This is a genomic window from Nostoc foliaceum FACHB-393 (genome assembly GCF_014698505.1).
GTDB lineage: Bacteria > Cyanobacteriota > Cyanobacteriia > Cyanobacteriales > Nostocaceae > Nostoc > Nostoc foliaceum_A.
In genome coordinates this window covers 1-17,414 of sequence record NZ_JACJTD010000098.1, presented here as the reverse complement: position 1 = coordinate 17,414, position 17,414 = coordinate 1, and the positions used below count along the sequence as shown (strand labels likewise).

Below are 17,414 nucleotides of genomic sequence, written 5' to 3'. Positions count from 1 at the left end.
TAAAAATGCTTCCCGAAATCCCTGAGCCTATTTTATTAACCCAGATTTTTGCCAAGCTTACTGCTTTAGGTCGTGTTCATCCCGTTTCTACAGGCGTTGAACCCTCGTGAATTGGCAATGGTATTGTGGATGGTAAGGAATTTGCACGGCAGCAGAATGAAGGAGTTCTGGGAGAAACCCAATGCTGAAAATCAGGAACCAGATTCTACAAAACAAGAATCAAATGCTGGGGATTCAGATAAAGATGCTGGCTGTGAAGAAATGGGTGCTTTAAATCAAGCATCTATTTTAGGTGAAAGTCAGTCAGAACAAGGGTTACAGGAATCCTCACGAACTGGTCAGAAACTCCTCACAAACTCTTCAAAAGAGATTGTGAGGAGTGTCTCTGACACGCTTACAGGAAATTCGCGTGAGGAGAAGACGGCTCACGCGCCCTTGAGGGGCGCGTCGCCTCAGACTTTTCAAGGCGTGTCAGAGAAGGAGGAAGACTCGCCTACGGCGAATGACTGTACATCGCTAACGCTTGTGGATGATGTACAAAGTAATCCTACTTCGTTGTTGGCTGAAAAGCAGGATTGTGGTGTTGAGGCGGCAGTCTCTCATGAAGGTGCTTGTTCCGCCGCGTCTGTCGCTCAAAATGAATTTTCTGACAAAGAAGCGATCGCACATCAAAAAATAGAACCGAGTCGTCCCTCTGCTTCTTTGTTGGCTGAAAACTTGGTTTCTGGTGATGAGGATAGAGTAGATCATGAAGGCACAAGTTCGGCCGTACCCGTGTCATTAAATCAAAGTGAGATATTTGAATGGTTGGATAGAGCAAACGTTGGAGAATGCCCCCCATTGTGGGTAATTCAATATTTGCTAGACAGCAAGTATTACGCCAGCATGAGGGCAACAATCAGCAAGTTTGAGAAGCAGTGGAATCTATCTGTAATCAATTATCAGGTGCAAAAATCTAGTGAGGCGTTGTTTACCACCGTTCGCGGAGCGTCTCGTAGAGAAGATATCGCCATTTAGATCCAAAGTTAGACTATTGCGAATGGAGAAACTGAAGATGGCTTCTCTGGTTGGGGAAAATCCTGGTTTTGACTTCCTCCAAAAATGCTGTCATGATGACCCTGCCTTACAGATCGTGATCAAAAAGCTTTTGTCGAAGTTTCCGCAGTGGGGAATTGCGATTGTGGATGGGGTGTTGATGAAGTGGAATGAATAGCGATGTCTACGACGGGCTACGCCTACGTAGAATTATGTGCACCAGAGTTTGGGTGAATCAACCACCTCACGATGCAAGCAGTTTGTAGGGTTGAGCAACTGTTCGGCTTCCACCTACCAAGCTACCCAATCCAGTTTGATATGTGTTACTCAGTTTGAAAAATCGCTGGGCTAATTTGTGATGTGTAGTTTTTGGTTGGCGATTTATAATCGCCAACCAGCTTCTTTTTGTTCAAAGTCCAATAATCACTATGCTCTTTAGAAGCTCACTTACGATTAATTTAATAAGCTGAATGCAAAAGCCTTAGCGATTCTTGCATCCAACTTACTAGAAACGCCAACGTGAGCGACTTGTTACTACCTCACGTTCATGCTCTCGCAATTCTGCCGCGCTGGGTGTTTTGAATCCAAAATAGGCGGCAATTACAGCAGTGATTGCATGAAGCCAAACGTCGTTACCAAAGACCGGGATTAAACCAAACACCGTATTTAAAACGGGTAATAATCCCATAATTGCCAACACTCCATAAAAAAGCGCCAAACCACGTCCATAATTTCGCGCTCTAATGTAGTTGCTGTAGGAAACCAATCCCCAAATCCCAACAGCTATATGCACAAGATTATGGAGAATATTGATGGGGAATGAGGAGAGCAGGTAGCCATATCCAGGTTTAAAAATAACTTCTGGTCCACCACTACCGGGCGTTGCTACCATGCCTGGTATAAAGCCAAAAATGCCAAGTAATAAAAACACGATGCCGCTAATCAGGGCAAAATAACGCGCTCCCATGATAATACTCCTTGTTGAGTAGAAATTTTGGGAAACTAACAGGATTACTTATCCCTTTTTAATTCACTATGGTTGCTGCAATTAGAACTTCATTTTAGCTCTTTTTTCAAGCTGCTTGCTTTGAGCTAATGCTAATGGCAATCTTTTTCCTAGTTTCAACTTATCTCAAAGTAAAGAAGAAATACTCCTACCCAAAGTAAGAATTTAAAAAACAATTAATTAAGTCGGCTCGAAAGCGCGTCAGAACTTGAAGACTCGCCTACGGCGAATGACTGTACATCGCTAGCGCTTGTGGATGCTGCACCAAGTCAATCTGCTTCTCTACGAGACGCTGCGCGAACGTTGTGGGCAGAATCGGGGCTTTGACTTTTTGCATGAATGCTGGGACGATCCGGCGTTGGTGATCATGATTAAGAAATAGCGGGACTTAAACATTTTTGATGCAAAAACTAACCTGAAACCTCTACAGGGCAAAGGAAATACACCAAAGGCTCAAAAATATTTGAACCTAGATATATCAAGAAACTAAGCAAATCGATGTCAAAGTTTCTCCGTATATACATTTAAGCTATTTTTTTGTTTATTTTTTATCTAAGTCCCACTGTAGTATCGAACTTACACAATCCCTAAGTTTAAACCAGTTGAATGTCTAGATTAGCTTGAAAACCAGTAGGCTTATTTTCAACAATGGCGAATCTAGATTCTTGGAAGAACAAAGAACCATTTAGGGGATCATAACTGAAGTCACTCAGGTCAATAGCACCAAACCCTGCTTGAGAAACTTGAATTTTATCACCTTCAACAGCCTTGAAGTCTTTGATAATATCAACACCTTCTAATAGGTTGGTAAAAACAAATCTATCTGCACCTAGTCCCCCAGTGAGAGTATCTGTACCTAACCCACCAGCAAGTGTATCGTTTCCGCTCTTACCAGAAAGTGTATCGTTTCCACCATTGCCAAATAATACATTATTTTGCCTATCTCCAACAATGGTGTCACTTTGATTTGTACCTTTAACATTATCAAAGTTTATAAATGTGAATTCAACTGTGCCTATGTTAGGAACATTATTAATTACGAAACTTTGACTTTCAAGGTTAACGTTAACTGATGCATCTCCAACTAAAAAGGGTGCTGAAGGAGCAATTGAGGCATCTATAGTGTTATTTGCAACGCTAGCATCAACAACAAGATTTTCAAAATTACCAAGTAAATCTCTACCTAGCCCACCACCTTTTTGAAGAGTTCCATCAATGAAGATGGTAGAGCTTACACCTATTTTGCTGTAATCAGCCGTATCAGTACCATCTCCACCATTTAAGGTATCATTGCCTGCACTACCTCTAATAATGTCATTGCCGCCGCTACCAGATAATTGATTATCAGCAGCATCACCAGTAATAGTGTCCTTTTGATTTGTACCAATTACATTGACAAAATTTTTCACACTGACTATTATTGTTGGCGAACCGACAACTCTAATTTCTAGTCTTTCTTTGGATAAATCAGTTACTATTGATACGTTTGTACTGTCTGTAGTTGCATCAATAATATTAGTCTGTCCTCTAGCACCAATAACAGTTTCAAAGAAATCTCTAAACGTATCAGTTCCAATTACGCCTTTTTGAATCACCACTGGTTGGAGTGTTACAGGTTGTTCTAAGTCACTGTAATCAATGGTATCCCTGCCATCTCCACCAGTAATCGTATCATCGCCTGCACTGCCGATAAATCTATCATCCTCAGCAGTTCCTACTAAAATATCATCTCCATCAGTACCTATAATTGTTGCCATAATCTTGCTTTACCTGTTTTTGAGTAACTGCTGTATAGTAACCTGTTATCGGCTGTATTGTTCTTGAAAAAATATTGCAGAATATAGCTATTAACTAAGATTTCCCCGCAGACATTCTGCTCCTGGAGCGACTACGACGTATGCAGAAACTCAAGGTTGCGGCGAATTCTCTTCAGAATCCGGGTTTTGACTTCTTGCTCTCGTGCTGGAATGATGATCCAGCGAAAGCAGATTGCAATCAAGAAGTTGCTGGCGAAGTTTCCATGCTGGGGAATTATTTGCGTGAGTGGGGTGCTGATGAAAATGAAGTTGTTGTGCTGTGATCGTCACCAACTGCCTAGTATTTAGCAAACAAAAATGATTCGCCCTCAAGATACGGATGAACGTGTTCTTTAACGATATACGGCACGTTTTCCGAAATCCACTTATGCTCTTGTGGATTATTCACATGAAAAGAAAGTACTTCAATCAGCGCCATGATAAAGAAACCTTCTGTAATCTGTAAGTAGTGTTCAGGTAGCTTACGAATAGCTTGATAGCCTTCAAAAAAGGAAGGTCTGACAGTAGGAAGTAAATATTGAAGCGAACTTGCAACATCGTAAAGATAGTAACCAAAGCCACAGCGTGCGAAATCGATTGGGCAAAATTCCTCGTTATGCAATAAATAGTTACCTTCATGAAGGTCAGCGTGAATCAGCCCCCAGACATTTTGTTTTGGCGAGAGTGTTTCCATCATCCTTTGAATTTTGCAAGCCGCTACCTCGAGGAGCTTGTAATTTTCTGCTGAAATCAATTCTTGTAATACTGCTGGATAAAGTGCTTTGATCGTTACTTGCAAACGATTCTTGTCGTATGCTGGGCGAACAAAGTTTTGTGGCAGTTGCCACTGACTACTATGCTGGTGCAATTGAGCTAGCAACAAACCAAGTTGGTAAGACTGTTGTGGAGTTCGTTGTCCGTTGAGGATGTTGCCATCAATCCAATGCAGCAGTGAGCAATAAAACGCTTCTCCGGTATCATCTGCCAAAACTGGAGTTAACCATTTATCCTGTAGATTTTTCACTGGCTCCTGCACAACAATCTCTGTGTCATGACGCAAGGCAACAAGCCACAGAAGTTCTGACTCAATCACCTGTGGTCTTTGCCATACATCGCCTTGGAGCATGGATATTGGTCGATGAATACGGAGAAGAAAATCTTCCGATGGCGTTTTTATACAGAAGGTTATGCTTCCACTGTTACCTAAAAAACAACGCTGTCCTTGAGCTATACCGTAATGAGTAAGGGCAGTTTTTGCTATGTAGTCATAGATGTTATCTTGCATTTTTCTATAACGTCTTGGCATACATACTTTAACCTTAACTCTCAACGATTAGCTTGTGGCTGCACCCGTGCCAAATGCTCAAAAGTGATTGCATGAGGCGATTGTTGCTTTTGTCAAATATGCGACCTGTAAGAAGGGAAAAACTAGATAGCTAGTAACCTGATTTATACTTGACTAATTAGTGTAGCGCTATTGCTGTTCGTGGAGGTGTGCGATGTTTAATTGGCGTTTTAGTTGTTGGAGAAGTTTATTGAGTATTATCATAACTGGGGGAAGTATTTTGCCTGGGAGTTATGGGCTGGCTCAAATTGCTCCAGATGTCTCTTTTGACAATGGTTCTAATATCCAAACAGAGAATGACCTCAGCGTTATTGGAGGCAGTACTCTAATGAGCAATAACTTGTTTCATAGCTTCTCAGAATTATCTGTACCCACTGGTAGTAGTGCGTACTTTAATAATCCTCCAACTAACCAAGGAGCCTTAGCCCTTGTTAATGACGCTGGTAATATTACTATTAATACTGGGAATTTAATTATTCGTGATAGTGCCACCGTTTCTGTTAACACTACTAGCGTAATTCATAGTGGTAGTGACAATACCTCTATCAACCCTACTAATGTAAATTCTGCTGGAAGTGGTGGCAGTATCTCTGTTAATGGTGGCAATATCTCTATCAACACTTCAACAATCTTAATAGCAGTCAAGCCTGTTCCTGAACGAAGTTTTACACTTAGTACGTTTGCGCTCGTTGCTTTTTATGGTGCTTGGAAGTTAAAACGTAAACAGAAGCAAACTGCTTTTTGAGATAAACGCATTTTTGCCAAATGAAACTGATAATATACTCGTTATAGTTTGCATTTACGAGTGAAAACGTAAAAACACTCATTCTTGGGTCATTGTTCTCTTGCAACTAAATAGAGCAATTACCTACTTTTTATGTTTTAAAAGTGATGAAATGAGGGGGCTAGCACTGCAATCGCTAAAGCACTGCGACAAATACAATTGTAATAATCAATCCCTGTGGTTAGAGATTGATTATAGCGATCGCTCATACGGAACTGCGATCGCTTCTTTACTGGATAGATTTGCCATCATTTCTATTGTTGAAACTGCGACTGTATATTTTTATGCAATTGTTGCAGGGGTGATGAAGGTAAAAGTTCTGCCGCGCCTGTCCCTAGTGCTGAAAAAGGCTCGCATGAGGCGATTGGAGCAAGGGCAAATGCACGACCTGAGTGTATGCAGAAACTCATGCGTTGCGGAAAATTCGGGGCAGAATCCGGGGTTTGACTTTTTGCAAGACTGCTGGAATGATGACCCGGCGAAAGCGGATCGTGATCAAGAAGTTGCTGGCGAAGTTTCCACAGTGGGGTATCGCTTGTGTTGATGGGGTGTTATTAAGGTGGAATGAATAGCGATGCCTACAGCAACCCTTTCAGGAAAAGCGCTTTAACCGCTAGCATATTCTAGTACAGAAATCGATTTTGAGAGTAGCGTAACTTTAGAAGCTATAGCTATTTATATCGTTATGATATGAAAAGTTCATCGGCTCACTGTAAACACAAAAAGATTATTTCCCTTGCGGAATGCGCGGGTAGGTAGGTGTTCAAAAGCAAAAATAGGGAAAGGGGTTTCAAATGCGCCTATTGCAACAGTTTTAGCCAAAATAGTTGCTCAAGCACCCGCGCACCTTACACAGACTAGGTTTTAGCTGTTTCTTTACTACTCAATCCAAATTCTCCATGCTATGATTGACCTATCCGCGCATCGGAACCTTGAAAACCTAATAAACACAGTGTTTTGGGCTTGTATCTTGCAATTTCACTTAATCCCTATCAGGGATTGAAACTTTTTAACCACTGGCAATGGCTTTTCTAGGATGGCTTGCAATTTCACTTAATCCCTATCAGGGATTGAAACTAGCAAGTTGCTGGGGCCGACTGACAGGGGAATACTTGCAATTTCACTTAATCCCTATCAGGGATTGAAACAAATGTACATGACCGACCGTTACCGTGCTGGGTTCTTGCAATTTCACTTAATCCCTATCAGGGATTGAAACTGGGAGAGATGCCAAGTAGCCCCCCCCAGCTTCGCTTGCAATTTCACTTAATCCCTATCAGGGATTGAAACCTACCTTGAGCGAGACTTTTAGAATAACGACTACAACTTGCAATTTCACTTAATCCCTATCAGGGATTGAAACAAAAATGTGCCAGCAAGCACATCATAATATTTTCTTGCAATTTCACTTAATCCCTATCAGGGATTGAAACTAATCAGGCAGTCAATTGGAGACAAACTGTAGATGCTTGCAATTTCACTTAATCCCTATCAGGGATTGAAACTTTCAATACCTGTTGTGTAACTCTTACACCTTCCTTGCAATTTCACTTAATCCCTATCAGGGATTGAAACAGAAAGTTTGCAAAATGGAGCAAGTACAATTCAAACTTGCAATTTCACTTAATCCCTATCAGGGATTGAAACAGTGCGACTCGTTTTTGAGAAAAAAATAGAAATAATTGTATATAACTCAAAGTGAGAACGACAAGGATTAAAAAAACCTTGAAAATTCCATAACTAATTCTTGGATGTAGGTGTAAATCCTACCTTGGAAAGGAAACAATGACTCCCAATCTACCCACGCCGAGTAGACTCGGAATTCTACAGAGCGAAGCTGGGAATAAGGGCGCAATCAGAGCCAGAAGCAGATATGGCACACTGGCGCTAAAGGGGAGATAGCATGGATAAACAAGACCTAAAAAAGCGTCTTAATCCCAAGCGGTAATCTGAATTAAAAATACCGACTTAATATTTAATTTCTCGCAACAATATTGTTTCGTTAGTTGCATTCCTTTGAGAAGAATATAGGCGAAATGGTCTGTCCTAAACTATCAAAATAATCTGAGAATTGGAACGAGAAAAAATGATGTTGGAGTCTGGGGAAAAGGTCGAAAACCGAGTAGGTAAGACGAGATACGTAAATCTCCACATCAGGTAGGACAAACCGTAATTGGTTTGAGGCAATCAGAAGATAATTAACGGCGTAGAGTATGGTTGGGCACGTAGAAAACTACAGTGAATCATGGGAGAAATTAGCGTGGAAGAAACTCCGCAAAAATTTATTCCGCCTGCAATGTCGATTATACAAAGCGATTCGAGCCAAAAACCGGAAACGAGTATTGAATCTACAAAAGCTAATATTAAGGTCACGCAGTGCAAGACTATTAGCGATTCGTCAAGTTACTCAACTAAATACTGGCAAGAAAACGGCTGGTGTCGATGGGAAAAAGTCCTTAAGTCCATCGGAAAGATTGGCACTCGATGAATATTTAAAAAATCATGTTTTCCAATGGAAACATCAGAAATTGCGAGCTATTCCCATTCCCAAAAAAGATGGAGCCAAAAGGATATTAAAAGTACCAACCATCGCCGATAGAAGTTGGCAATGCCTAATCAAATATGCGATAGAACCAGTTCATGAAGCATTATTTCATCCGAGAAGCTATGGATTTAGAACTGGACGTTGCGCTCATGATTGTCAAAGATTTATATTTTCAAATCTTCACTCTCATGTCAACGGAAAAGATAAACGAATCCTTGAAATCGATATCGAAAAATGCTTCGACCGAATTAATCATAACTTCTTGATGTCCCATGTGATAGCGCCACAAAGCGTGAAAAATCGATTGTGGAAATGTCTAAAAATAGGCGTTAATCCAGAATTCCCGGAACAAGGAACACCACAAGGAGGAGTGATAAGTCCGTTACTTGCCAATATTGCATTAGACGGAATTGAAAATATTCATAAATCCGTCAGATATGCAGATGATATGGTGTTTTTCCTGAAACCCAATGATAATGCAAACGAAATACGCAAACAAATCGAAGATTTCTTGCAACAAAGAGGGCTAAATATCAAAGCCGAAAAGACAAAATTAGTTTCCGCGACAGATGGTTTTGATTTCTTAGGCTGGCACTTCCTTGTCCAGAAAAATGGAAAGTTTAAATCTACTCCATCAAAGGATAACTTTAAAGCTTTCTCTTCTCAAGTCAAATCTATCGTTAATAACTCGAATTATGGTGCAACAGTTAAAGCTGAAAAACTAGCCCCAATTGTCAGAGGATGGCGATATTACCATCGCTACTGCAAAATGTCTGGCTCTAAGTTCTCATTATGGTTCATCAATAATCGAACTTTCAAAGTGTTCAATCAAGAACCAAAGATGAACCGCTATCAAGCCGAAAACTTAATTAAAAAGGCATTCCCCGCAGTACCCTACTCTCAAAACGATTTTATCAATGTTAAAGGTGACTATTCACCCTTTAACGGTGACATCGTTTATTGGAGTAAACGCCAATCTCAATTCTACGATGGCGCTACCTCTAAAGCCTTAACTTTACAAAGCCATAAGTGTGGATATTGTGGACTTTCTTTTGCTGATGGTGAAAAAATCCATTTGCATCATGTTGACGGTAATCATCACAACTGGAAACCTAAAAATCTTCTAGCCGTGCATCGTTCTTGTCACAATTTTATTCACTCTTGCAAGGGCAAATCGCCCTAGATTTGTCGTAAGCTGGATGCACCGAAAGATGCACGTCCAGATTGAAATGGGAGGTGCGAGGGATAATACCCTCCATCGACCCAACCTGACCACGAGGACTTCGTGACTCAACCTTGGGTACTTGCAATTTCACTTAATCCCTATCAGGGATTGAAACCCTTAGATCCTTCTTCTACATTGGTGGCATGGACTTGCAATTTCACTTAATCCCTATCAGGGATTGAAACAAGGGATAGGTAGGCTTTGGGCATCATCTCAGTCAAGTAGCTTGCAATTTCACTTAATCCCTATTAGGGATTGAAACGAAAACTATTAGAAGCCAGTCCCTCGGTATACTTCCTTGCAATTTCACTTAATCCCTATCAGGGATTGAAACCCCTTGCTACTTTCCACACGATATCCCCACTCCTCACTTGCAATTTCACTTAATCCCTATCAGGGATTGAAACCCCATGCCCTGAAATTTTTTGAATAGTACGAAGGCTTGCAATTTCACTTAATCCCTATCAGGGATTGAAACAAAACCGTTGACAACCTACTCGCTAAATGTCCGTTCTTGCAATTTCACTTAATCCCTATCAGGGATTGAAACAGCGCTGAAGAAAATAAGCATATAGCGAAAATATCTTGCAATTTCACTTAATCCCTATCAGGGATTGAAACTGAATATTCCCGACATAGATATTAGAAAACTTAGCTGTACTTGCAATTTCACTTAATCTCTATCAGGGATTGAAACTAGTACACCGTGTAGTGAATTAAATCTAATAATATCCTTGCAATCTCACTTAATCCCTATTAGGGGTTAAGATATCGAGACAAACCGATAATAGAGCTAGTTTGGGCTAAAGACAGTGAATATTATCAGTTGTCACACGAGTATATTTGAGAGTTTGAGGAAACGAATAATGGCGAAAACTAAATATCAAGCTTATACAAACGTGCCAAAGCCGAGTCCAAAACTGGCAGAAATAATAAAGCAATCGGGGACGACTTTATATTTAGATACGGGGGCAATAACTCAACTCATAGAGTCAGATACATCGGTATTACAAATAACTGTAGGTAGACAAGAAAGCATATTTAAATTGACGGATATTCGTGCGATTATCGCAACAGAACCAGAAATTAAATCGTCAGCGCTCACAAAAATTCTGCGATGGCGTATTCCAGTAATTCTATTTTCTCAATCTGGCGAATTCTTGGGAAGGATTGAACCAGATTACAAAATTAGGGCAGATATCATGCAGTCCCAAGCTATGATGACCGATGCCATGAGAGTTGAGGTTATGCAAGGTGCAACTTGGGGTCGCCTCCGTCGCCTCCGGCGGTTTTTACAACGCTGTGGGCGTGATGGTGCTGTAGAAATTAGTCAAGCTTCTAAGGATATTTTACATCTTAGTAATTGCATTACAAACCACGATTCTATTACCTCATTGCAAGGGTTAATTGGCCAAGGAATGCAGATCTTTTATCGTATGCTTCCCCAGTGCATAAACCCGGATTGGAAGTTTACTTCGCGGCATGATAATTCTCCTGTTTGCCGAATGCTTGACTTTAGCGAGAAGCTTTTAGAAGAATCAATCAAAAATGCTGTTTTCTCAGTGGGGCTAAATCCTAACCTTGGTTACTGGCATCAAACCCATCACCAAACTAAGGGACTAATCACCGATCTAACTACAGAATTCCAAATCTTAGCGATCGCCTGCGTGAAAACTGTTTTGAATCGTGGCTATGTCACACTGAAGGATTTTAATAAATCCTGGAATGAAAACACACTGCCGCTCGTTGCAGCCCAAGCAATTACCCGTGCTTACCAAGTAAAGATGGGCACGGAAATCAGCTACCCTGAGATAAAAATTAAATGTACTTATGAAGACCTGTTTTACATCCAAGCAAAACAATTAATCTTGTATTTACAAGGACAGATTCAAGAATATTACTCTCCTGACTTCAAATAATTAAGGATTATTTAGATTCAGATGATCGCTCGGCAACATCACCTTTTAATGGATCATGCCCCCAATTCATCAATGAGTATCGCCAACGTGTATGTTCAATATCATCTTCAGGCTGCTGTGCTAAGTGGCGATGAATGTAACTGACAACTTTTTTGATATGCGATAAGTCATCATCTGTATAACTATCTCTTTCCTTTTTTAACAAATCGATAATGCGCTTGCCGGATTTGTGTCCAATTGATTCATCATCATTTTTCTTTTGTCCCACAGATTGAGATTCTTCCGTTTCCAGCCAAGATGCTAGTTCCTTCGGTGTCATGTTGACTGAAGACTTAAACTCATCTATTGCTGATTATTGTATTTGCTGTCGCAATAGTATTATGCCCTGGGCTGATGTCTTGTGGCAAACACTATTGTAGTGAGTTGTCTTTTGGTTTGTACACGAATGAAGAAGCCTTACTCATGCTCATGTTCAAAATCTATTAATTTAAGGAGTTAGAATCATGGTTGCTACATCACCTATCGCAGGACAATACTACTACGTGATTGCTAAACATAGTGGTAAAGCATTAGATATGACTAATGATCCTGTTGATGGAGGCAAAGCCGTACAATGGGATAACGGCAAAGTAGATCATTTCAAATGGCTCTTAGAAGATGCAGGTGATGGCTATTTCTACCTCATCGCCAAACACAGTGGCAAAGCTTTAACTGTAGATGGTGGTCTTAATACTGATGGAGCGAATGTCATCCAGTGGACTAACCAAAAAGTCGATCATTTCAAATGGCTGTTGGAAGATGCAAGTGATGGCTATTTTTACCTCATCGCCAAACACAGTGGCAAAGCTTTAGCTGTATATGGTGGTCTTAATACTGATGGAGCGAATGTTATCCAGTGGACTAACCAAAAAGTCGATCACTTCAAATGGAAATTTGAGGCTGTGCCGCTTGAAACTATTGCACCTTCCATACCACCCATCTCAGAAAATGGAACAATAAAAACTGAAGTTGGAAAAACCTACAAGGTTCAAATCACAGTTAATGTTCCTGCCAATATTGGCTATAACAACAGCTTTGGTATCTTTGCAATCAATGATGATGGCAGCACTGCTGGAGTCAAACCAGGAGATCCTAATTACGCTGCGACTGTGGTTAAAAATCGTATTCCGTTACCAAATGCTGATCAAGGTTCATATCAAAAAGGGCAAACTTTTAAATATGATTTACCGGGTGGGCCTAAATATAGTGTTTTCTTGATTGCTAACGGTACTCCTGACCTATTTTTACAGAAAAACCTAAAAAATGAGGGTTCTAAGCCACCTCTAGCTTACTTCTTCAATACTGCTGCTAACCCTGATGGTAAATCTCATGTCAAAGTCATATCACCAAATGAATACGGTTTCGAGGATATTTATGGTGGTGGAGATCAAGACTTTGATGACCTGATTGTTAAGCTAGAAACTTTGTCAGTTGTCAGTTGAGAGCAAAACATCTAATTCACCTACTCTTGGAAAATACTACTACCTGAATGCTAAACATAGTGGTAAGGCATTAGCTATGACTGGTGGTACTGTTGATGGAGGCAAAGCCGTACAATGGAATAACGACAAAGTAGATCACTTCAAATGGCTCTTAGAAGATGCAGGTAATGGCTACTTTTACTTTATAGTTAAAAGCAGGAGTAAAGCATTAACTACGATTGGTGGTAACATTGATGGAGCCGAGGTCGTACAATGGGCCAACGACAAAGTAGATCATTTCAAATGGCTGTTAGAAGATTCAGGTGATGACTACTTTTACCTCATCAATAAGGCTAGTGGTAAGGTTTTACAGGTAAATGGCGGTAACAAGGATAATAATGGAAAAATCGATCAATGGATAAAAGATAACGTTGATCATCACAAATGGAAGTTTGAGGCTGTATAGTTAATCTCTTAGCAAAGAGTTGGACACAATGGCACGCTTAATAAGCGCTAACCCTTAAGATTGCTGCTGTCAGTGAACAGATTGTTTGTTACTTTAACAGATTAATGTCTTCCACTCATAAACCTCTAAAGTCAAAACAATTCGCAATTGTGAATTCGCAATTCGCAATTAAGACAATTAGTGGGGGCTTGCACCCACCACTAATTGAAGGCCACCAACCTACGGGATGGTGGGGGCTTGTACCCACTTTTAAACAATTAATCAATTAATTCACAATTCGCATTTTCAATTGCGAATTGTGAATTGCGAATTGCGAATTGTTAGGTCAATTCCGCTTAAGGATCTGGAATTTTTCTAGTATTCTTCACCAAGTGCGGATTAGTACTCGTATTAACAACTGAAAACTATACGATGTCAGGTTTTCTTTTTCGGTGACATCAATCTGTTAGAGCAACAAACAATCTGTTAACTTACAGGTGTGGTAATGGTTAGGCTTCGTCTTCTGTCTCTACTGTTGCTGGAGAACCCCACTCGCAGCGATTCGCGTCAACGTCAAAAAATAAGCCAGTCGGACATTGTATTAGTTTAATTCCATCAGGCGCACACTGATAAAAGGTATGAGGATCTGCCGGGTTTGGGTAGAGATTATCAACCTCAGCAGGGCCACATGGATAATCAGAAACTACCGCCAATGTATCTGCATTAGCAATAGCAATTTTTGCACTAGTTGTTAGTAGTCCTATACTTAGGACGATTGCGATAAAAGCACAAATGAGTAGCTTTTTCATCAAATTTAGTTTCCAATGATTCTCTTGACTAAAACTTCACTATTCTCCTGTGTTGGAAGTAAAGAAGCAAGGACAGTTAGGACAGTTAGGGAATATTTAAATAACCTTTATATAACAGGCTAATTGATTCTTAGTAACTTCATAAAGGCCTATTGCTAATCAAACTCAGGGGCAGGTAGAACAGGGTAATCCCACTTCGTTGTCAGTTGAAAATTCAGTTCCGGCCGGAGAAGTCAAAGCAGTTGATGAAGGTGAAAGTTCCACTGCGCCTGTCCCCAGTGCTGGAAAATGGTCGCATGAGGCTATAGTTGCAAGGTCAAATGCGCGGACGGAGCGTATGCAGAAACTGAAAGTAGCAGGCAATTCGGGGCAGAATCAGGGGTTTGAGTTCTTGCAAGAGTGCTGGAATGATGATCCGGCTTTGCAGATTGTGATTAAGAAGTTGCTGGCAAAATTTCCGCAATGGGGGATTGCATGTGTAGGTGGGGTGTTGGTGGATTGGGAGGAGTAGCGTGATTGTACAATGTGACAGCACAAATTGGCGATCGCGTATCTCAAAAAAGCACTCCGAACTTGGAAAAGGGTTAAATGAGCATAAGCTGTATTTGTGGTAGCTTGTAAGGAAGGGAGGAAACCGAAGACAACAATGGCATCACGCAATGGCATCTGTCGTTTTTGCAACTGGGGCGAACTTTGGAAGAGTGTATGGCTAAATATCGCAGATTTTGCCAAAAATATCGACCGCAGGCAAAACCAGAGAAACGAAATTTTTGGGGAAGTCGCTTTTTGCCTTCGGTGATGAAAGGTGGGAAGGCAAAAAAGTCATCGCCTGGGCAGATGAGTTTACCTTGGGACAAGCAAAAGGTAACTGAAAGTACGGAGGTGCATGAGGTAGCAGCAAAATTTATTCACGCGAATTGTTATCAGCCACCAGTGCCAGGTATCGGTTTTGCGAAATGCTGATTATTGCGTGAGAAATGGGGCTGAAATAAATGTTTACAAGTCGCAACGCGAGAGAAGAAGTGTCTGACTCACTCTCCCTACGATGTATCCTGATTTGCTATACCAAGGTAGAGTTAGATTAAGGGAAGGTAAACTGACATACTTATCACTCATTGAATTCTCCTTTATACGCCTCATGAGTTCATCGTGACTTACGAAGTTCCCTCTTGAGTTCCTCCTCCCTTCCTCCTTTATACGCCTCACCAGTTCATCGTGACTTACGAAGTTCCCTCTTGAGTTTTCTGCTTGGTTGTCTGGCTCTCTTTTGTCATCATACCATCCTACTGCCTTGGCAAACCGCAAATAATTGTCACTGTCTTTATCAGTCCACTCGTTTAGTTTTATCCCCAGCCTATTCCCAGTGCTGATCCATATTTCCTTTTGCACCCGAAAGCCAAAACGGTTGTCTGCATTGAACCAAAACTTATCTATTTTTCGCAGGTCTAGACAAGAGAAATTATTAATAGAGTCGATACTCAAATATCTTTGTTCTTCTCTTTTAGCAATATTAAGCATGAGTTTATCTGTTTCTCCGTCAGCCGCTTCCCAATTTTTAGCTTTCAAAAAATATTCAAGTTGAGTATATAAATGTTGTGTCAGTGATTGTTCAACTTGTTTCTTTATTTTTTTATTCTGAGGGTCTAGCTTAATTAAACTCCGATGTATTGATTCAATATTATCGCCTGTAAGCAACTGATTATTTTTAGTAAAATCAGTTTCTTTTGGATGATCTTTTAAAATATTGAATGCTGCTGTATAAGATTTTATAGCTTCTTTAGTGTTTTTCTGGGCTAGTAAATCACCTTGAATTTTCTGGGCTAATACTTGAACTTGTAAACCTTGGCTAGAATCTAAAACTTTTTGATCAACTTGAGATAAATTTGACTGGATTCCTTCAATTTCCTTGTTAGCATTAATCCACCAGTCGTCATTCAGTTGTCGGTAGACTTGCGACTTAGCGGCAATTAATAGTGCTTGTTTGAGTTCATGGTTATCAATATTAAATGATACTGCTGCCAACCTTAAAGCTTCATCTGAAGCTGATGAACTTTGGTTCCGCAATTGTCCAGCTAAGGCTACAAGTTGGCGAACAGTGTCAACTTCTGTTTGAGCCTTTTCATTTTTAGTGTTTGTTTGTTTAAATTTAGATTCTATTCTCTGAAATTCTGCTTCAATTTTTAATTTTGTTTTCTGAGCTTCACTTAAGTTCTGTCTCGCCTTTGCTGCATCTTGCTCAAATCTTGAGGCTTTCTTTTGAGAAGTTTGGGCTTGCTGTTGCGCTAGTTTAGCATTTTTATCCGCATCTTCTACTTTCTTTTGTGCTGATATGACTTGCATTCTAGCTTCCGATTCTTGCTTCTCTGCTTGTTCAGCACTTGTTTGTGCCTCTTGTGTCTGTTCTTTTGCTTGTTTTAGTTCCCCTTTAGCTTTATTGGCTACCTCAACCTGCTTACTAGAAAATATTCCTAAACCCACTGCTCCCAAAACTGCTACAACCAAAACAACAACTCCAACACTAATTCGTCGTTGAGCTTTCTTATTAGCCTCACTGAGCAATTGATTTCTCCCCTCTGCTGCCTCCTTATCCTTTCTCTCCCGTTCCAAAGCAGCTTCTTGTTCTTTAGCGGCAATTTCTTCTTGAATCTCTGTCTCTTTACTAGCTGCTAAAAACTGTTTATCCTGATAGCTTAAATTTTTATCCCTCGCCCATTCTTCAGCTTCTTGTAATGCCTTCCCCCGCAATAACCGTGATTCATCAGCACCTCCAGAAGCCACCCAAAAGCGAAAATTCTCTGAATAAGGATGCAGACTATTTAACTGGTTTTCTATCCAACTGGAATCAAATATTTCACGATAAATCTGATTATAAATCCTTAACTTACCTTGCTGTTTTACAACTAATCCTGAAAGCTGTAATACCAATTTTATATGAAGGTGCATATAATAGAGAAAACAAACTCGATAAATTAAAATAACCATGAGCCGCCCTTTTAAGATTGAAATCGCAGAGAGCGAAGAAGAACTTAAAAAACGTCTACAAAC

At 40.3% G+C, this 17,414-nt stretch carries 17 protein-coding genes and 2 CRISPR repeat arrays; of the genes, 11 read left to right on the top strand and 6 right to left on the bottom strand.

The genetic code is table 11. From position 1 onward, the window contains the following. Positions 1–96 precede the first annotated feature (96 nt). The gene (locus tag H6G92_RS35515) at positions 97–1,017 is read left to right on the top strand and encodes a hypothetical protein (RefSeq protein WP_190901185.1); all 921 of its coding nucleotides are present in this window, start codon (positions 97–99) and stop codon (positions 1,015–1,017) included. 37 nt (positions 1,018–1,054) lie between these two features. Then, the gene (locus tag H6G92_RS40980) at positions 1,055–1,213 is read left to right on the top strand and encodes a hypothetical protein (protein WP_190901189.1); all 159 of its coding nucleotides are present in this window, start codon (positions 1,055–1,057) and stop codon (positions 1,211–1,213) included. A gap of 327 nt (positions 1,214–1,540) precedes the next feature. On the opposite strand, the gene H6G92_RS35505 is transcribed toward H6G92_RS40980, so the two are convergent. Then, a complete protein-coding gene (locus H6G92_RS35505) occupies positions 1,541–2,002 on the bottom strand; it encodes a DUF4383 domain-containing protein (RefSeq protein WP_190901184.1) in 462 nt (153 codons plus the stop codon). A gap of 632 nt (positions 2,003–2,634) precedes the next feature. Beyond that, positions 2,635–3,798 carry a calcium-binding protein gene (locus H6G92_RS35500; protein ID WP_190901183.1) on the bottom strand — a complete coding sequence of 388 codons (1,164 nt, stop codon included), beginning with the start codon at positions 3,796–3,798 and terminating at the stop codon, positions 2,635–2,637. A gap of 140 nt (positions 3,799–3,938) precedes the next feature. Between H6G92_RS35500 and H6G92_RS35495 the strand changes: the two genes are divergently transcribed. Continuing rightward, positions 3,939–4,121 (top strand): hypothetical protein, encoded by a 183-nt coding sequence (locus tag H6G92_RS35495; RefSeq protein WP_242059451.1) that lies wholly within the window; start codon positions 3,939–3,941, stop codon positions 4,119–4,121. 14 nt (positions 4,122–4,135) lie between these two features. Here the strand turns inward: H6G92_RS35495 and H6G92_RS35490 are convergent, their stop codons facing one another. Beyond that, on the bottom strand, positions 4,136–5,122 hold the full coding sequence (locus tag H6G92_RS35490; protein WP_190901182.1) for a phosphotransferase enzyme family protein: 987 nt from the start codon (positions 5,120–5,122) through the stop codon (positions 4,136–4,138). A gap of 250 nt (positions 5,123–5,372) precedes the next feature. On the opposite strand from H6G92_RS35490, the gene H6G92_RS35485 reads away from it, so the two are divergent. The 4 genes from H6G92_RS35485 to cas1 all read left to right on the top strand — a co-directional run bounded on the left by H6G92_RS35485 (position 5,373) and on the right by cas1 (position 11,655). Next, positions 5,373–5,927, top strand: coding sequence for a hypothetical protein (locus tag H6G92_RS35485; protein ID WP_190901181.1), 555 nt, complete (start codon positions 5,373–5,375; stop codon positions 5,925–5,927). A 151-nt stretch (positions 5,928–6,078) separates the two neighbouring features. Then, the gene (locus tag H6G92_RS39990) at positions 6,079–6,510 is read left to right on the top strand and encodes a hypothetical protein (RefSeq protein WP_242059450.1); all 432 of its coding nucleotides are present in this window, start codon (positions 6,079–6,081) and stop codon (positions 6,508–6,510) included. A 425-nt stretch (positions 6,511–6,935) separates the two neighbouring features. Beyond that, a CRISPR array of direct repeats spans positions 6,936–7,613; the repeat unit is 37 nt; unit sequence CTTGCAATTTCACTTAATCCCTATCAGGGATTGAAAC. Positions 7,614–8,179: 566 nt separating this feature from the next. Further along, entirely contained in the window at positions 8,180–9,694 is a 1,515-nt protein-coding gene (locus H6G92_RS35475) for a reverse transcriptase domain-containing protein (protein ID WP_190901180.1), read from the top strand. 120 nt (positions 9,695–9,814) lie between these two features. Continuing rightward, positions 9,815–10,506: direct repeats of the CRISPR family, unit length 37 nt; unit sequence CTTGCAATTTCACTTAATCCCTATCAGGGATTGAAAC. Between the two features lie 96 nt (positions 10,507–10,602). Further along, positions 10,603–11,655, top strand: a complete 1,053-nt coding sequence (gene cas1 / locus H6G92_RS35470; protein ID WP_190901179.1) for a CRISPR-associated endonuclease Cas1 — start codon at positions 10,603–10,605, stop codon at positions 11,653–11,655. 7 nt (positions 11,656–11,662) lie between these two features. Here the strand turns inward: cas1 and H6G92_RS35465 are convergent, their stop codons facing one another. Further along, positions 11,663–12,001, bottom strand: a complete 339-nt coding sequence (locus H6G92_RS35465; RefSeq protein WP_313890048.1) for a DUF3140 domain-containing protein — start codon at positions 11,999–12,001, stop codon at positions 11,663–11,665. 157 nt (positions 12,002–12,158) lie between these two features. Here H6G92_RS35465 and H6G92_RS35460 point away from each other — a divergent pair, with 157 nt between their 5' ends. Next, positions 12,159–13,136: an RICIN domain-containing protein gene (locus tag H6G92_RS35460; RefSeq protein ID WP_190901176.1), complete on the top strand. Its 978-nt coding sequence runs from the start codon at positions 12,159–12,161 to the stop codon at positions 13,134–13,136. Then, positions 13,126–13,581: an RICIN domain-containing protein gene (locus tag H6G92_RS35455; RefSeq protein WP_190901174.1), complete on the top strand. Its 456-nt coding sequence runs from the start codon at positions 13,126–13,128 to the stop codon at positions 13,579–13,581. Before H6G92_RS35460 ends, H6G92_RS35455 begins: the two co-directional genes overlap by 11 nt. A 488-nt stretch (positions 13,582–14,069) precedes the next feature. Here the strand turns inward: H6G92_RS35455 and H6G92_RS35450 are convergent, their stop codons facing one another. Next, positions 14,070–14,369 carry a carbohydrate-binding module family 14 protein gene (locus tag H6G92_RS35450; RefSeq protein WP_190901173.1) on the bottom strand — a complete coding sequence of 100 codons (300 nt, stop codon included), beginning with the start codon at positions 14,367–14,369 and terminating at the stop codon, positions 14,070–14,072. A gap of 199 nt (positions 14,370–14,568) precedes the next feature. Here H6G92_RS35450 and H6G92_RS35445 point away from each other — a divergent pair, with 199 nt between their 5' ends. Together H6G92_RS35445 and H6G92_RS35440 are read left to right on the top strand one after the other, a co-directional pair. Further along, positions 14,569–14,880, top strand: coding sequence for a hypothetical protein (locus H6G92_RS35445; protein WP_190901187.1), 312 nt, complete (start codon positions 14,569–14,571; stop codon positions 14,878–14,880). 194 nt (positions 14,881–15,074) lie between these two features. After that, positions 15,075–15,332 (top strand): hypothetical protein, encoded by a 258-nt coding sequence (locus H6G92_RS35440; RefSeq protein WP_190901171.1) that lies wholly within the window; start codon positions 15,075–15,077, stop codon positions 15,330–15,332. Positions 15,333–15,365: 33 nt separating this feature from the next. Here H6G92_RS35440 and H6G92_RS35435 read toward each other — a convergent pair. Beyond that, positions 15,366–17,414, bottom strand: a 2,049-nt coding sequence (locus H6G92_RS35435) for a GUN4 domain-containing protein (RefSeq protein ID WP_206758404.1), incomplete at its 5' end; no start/stop codon positions are given.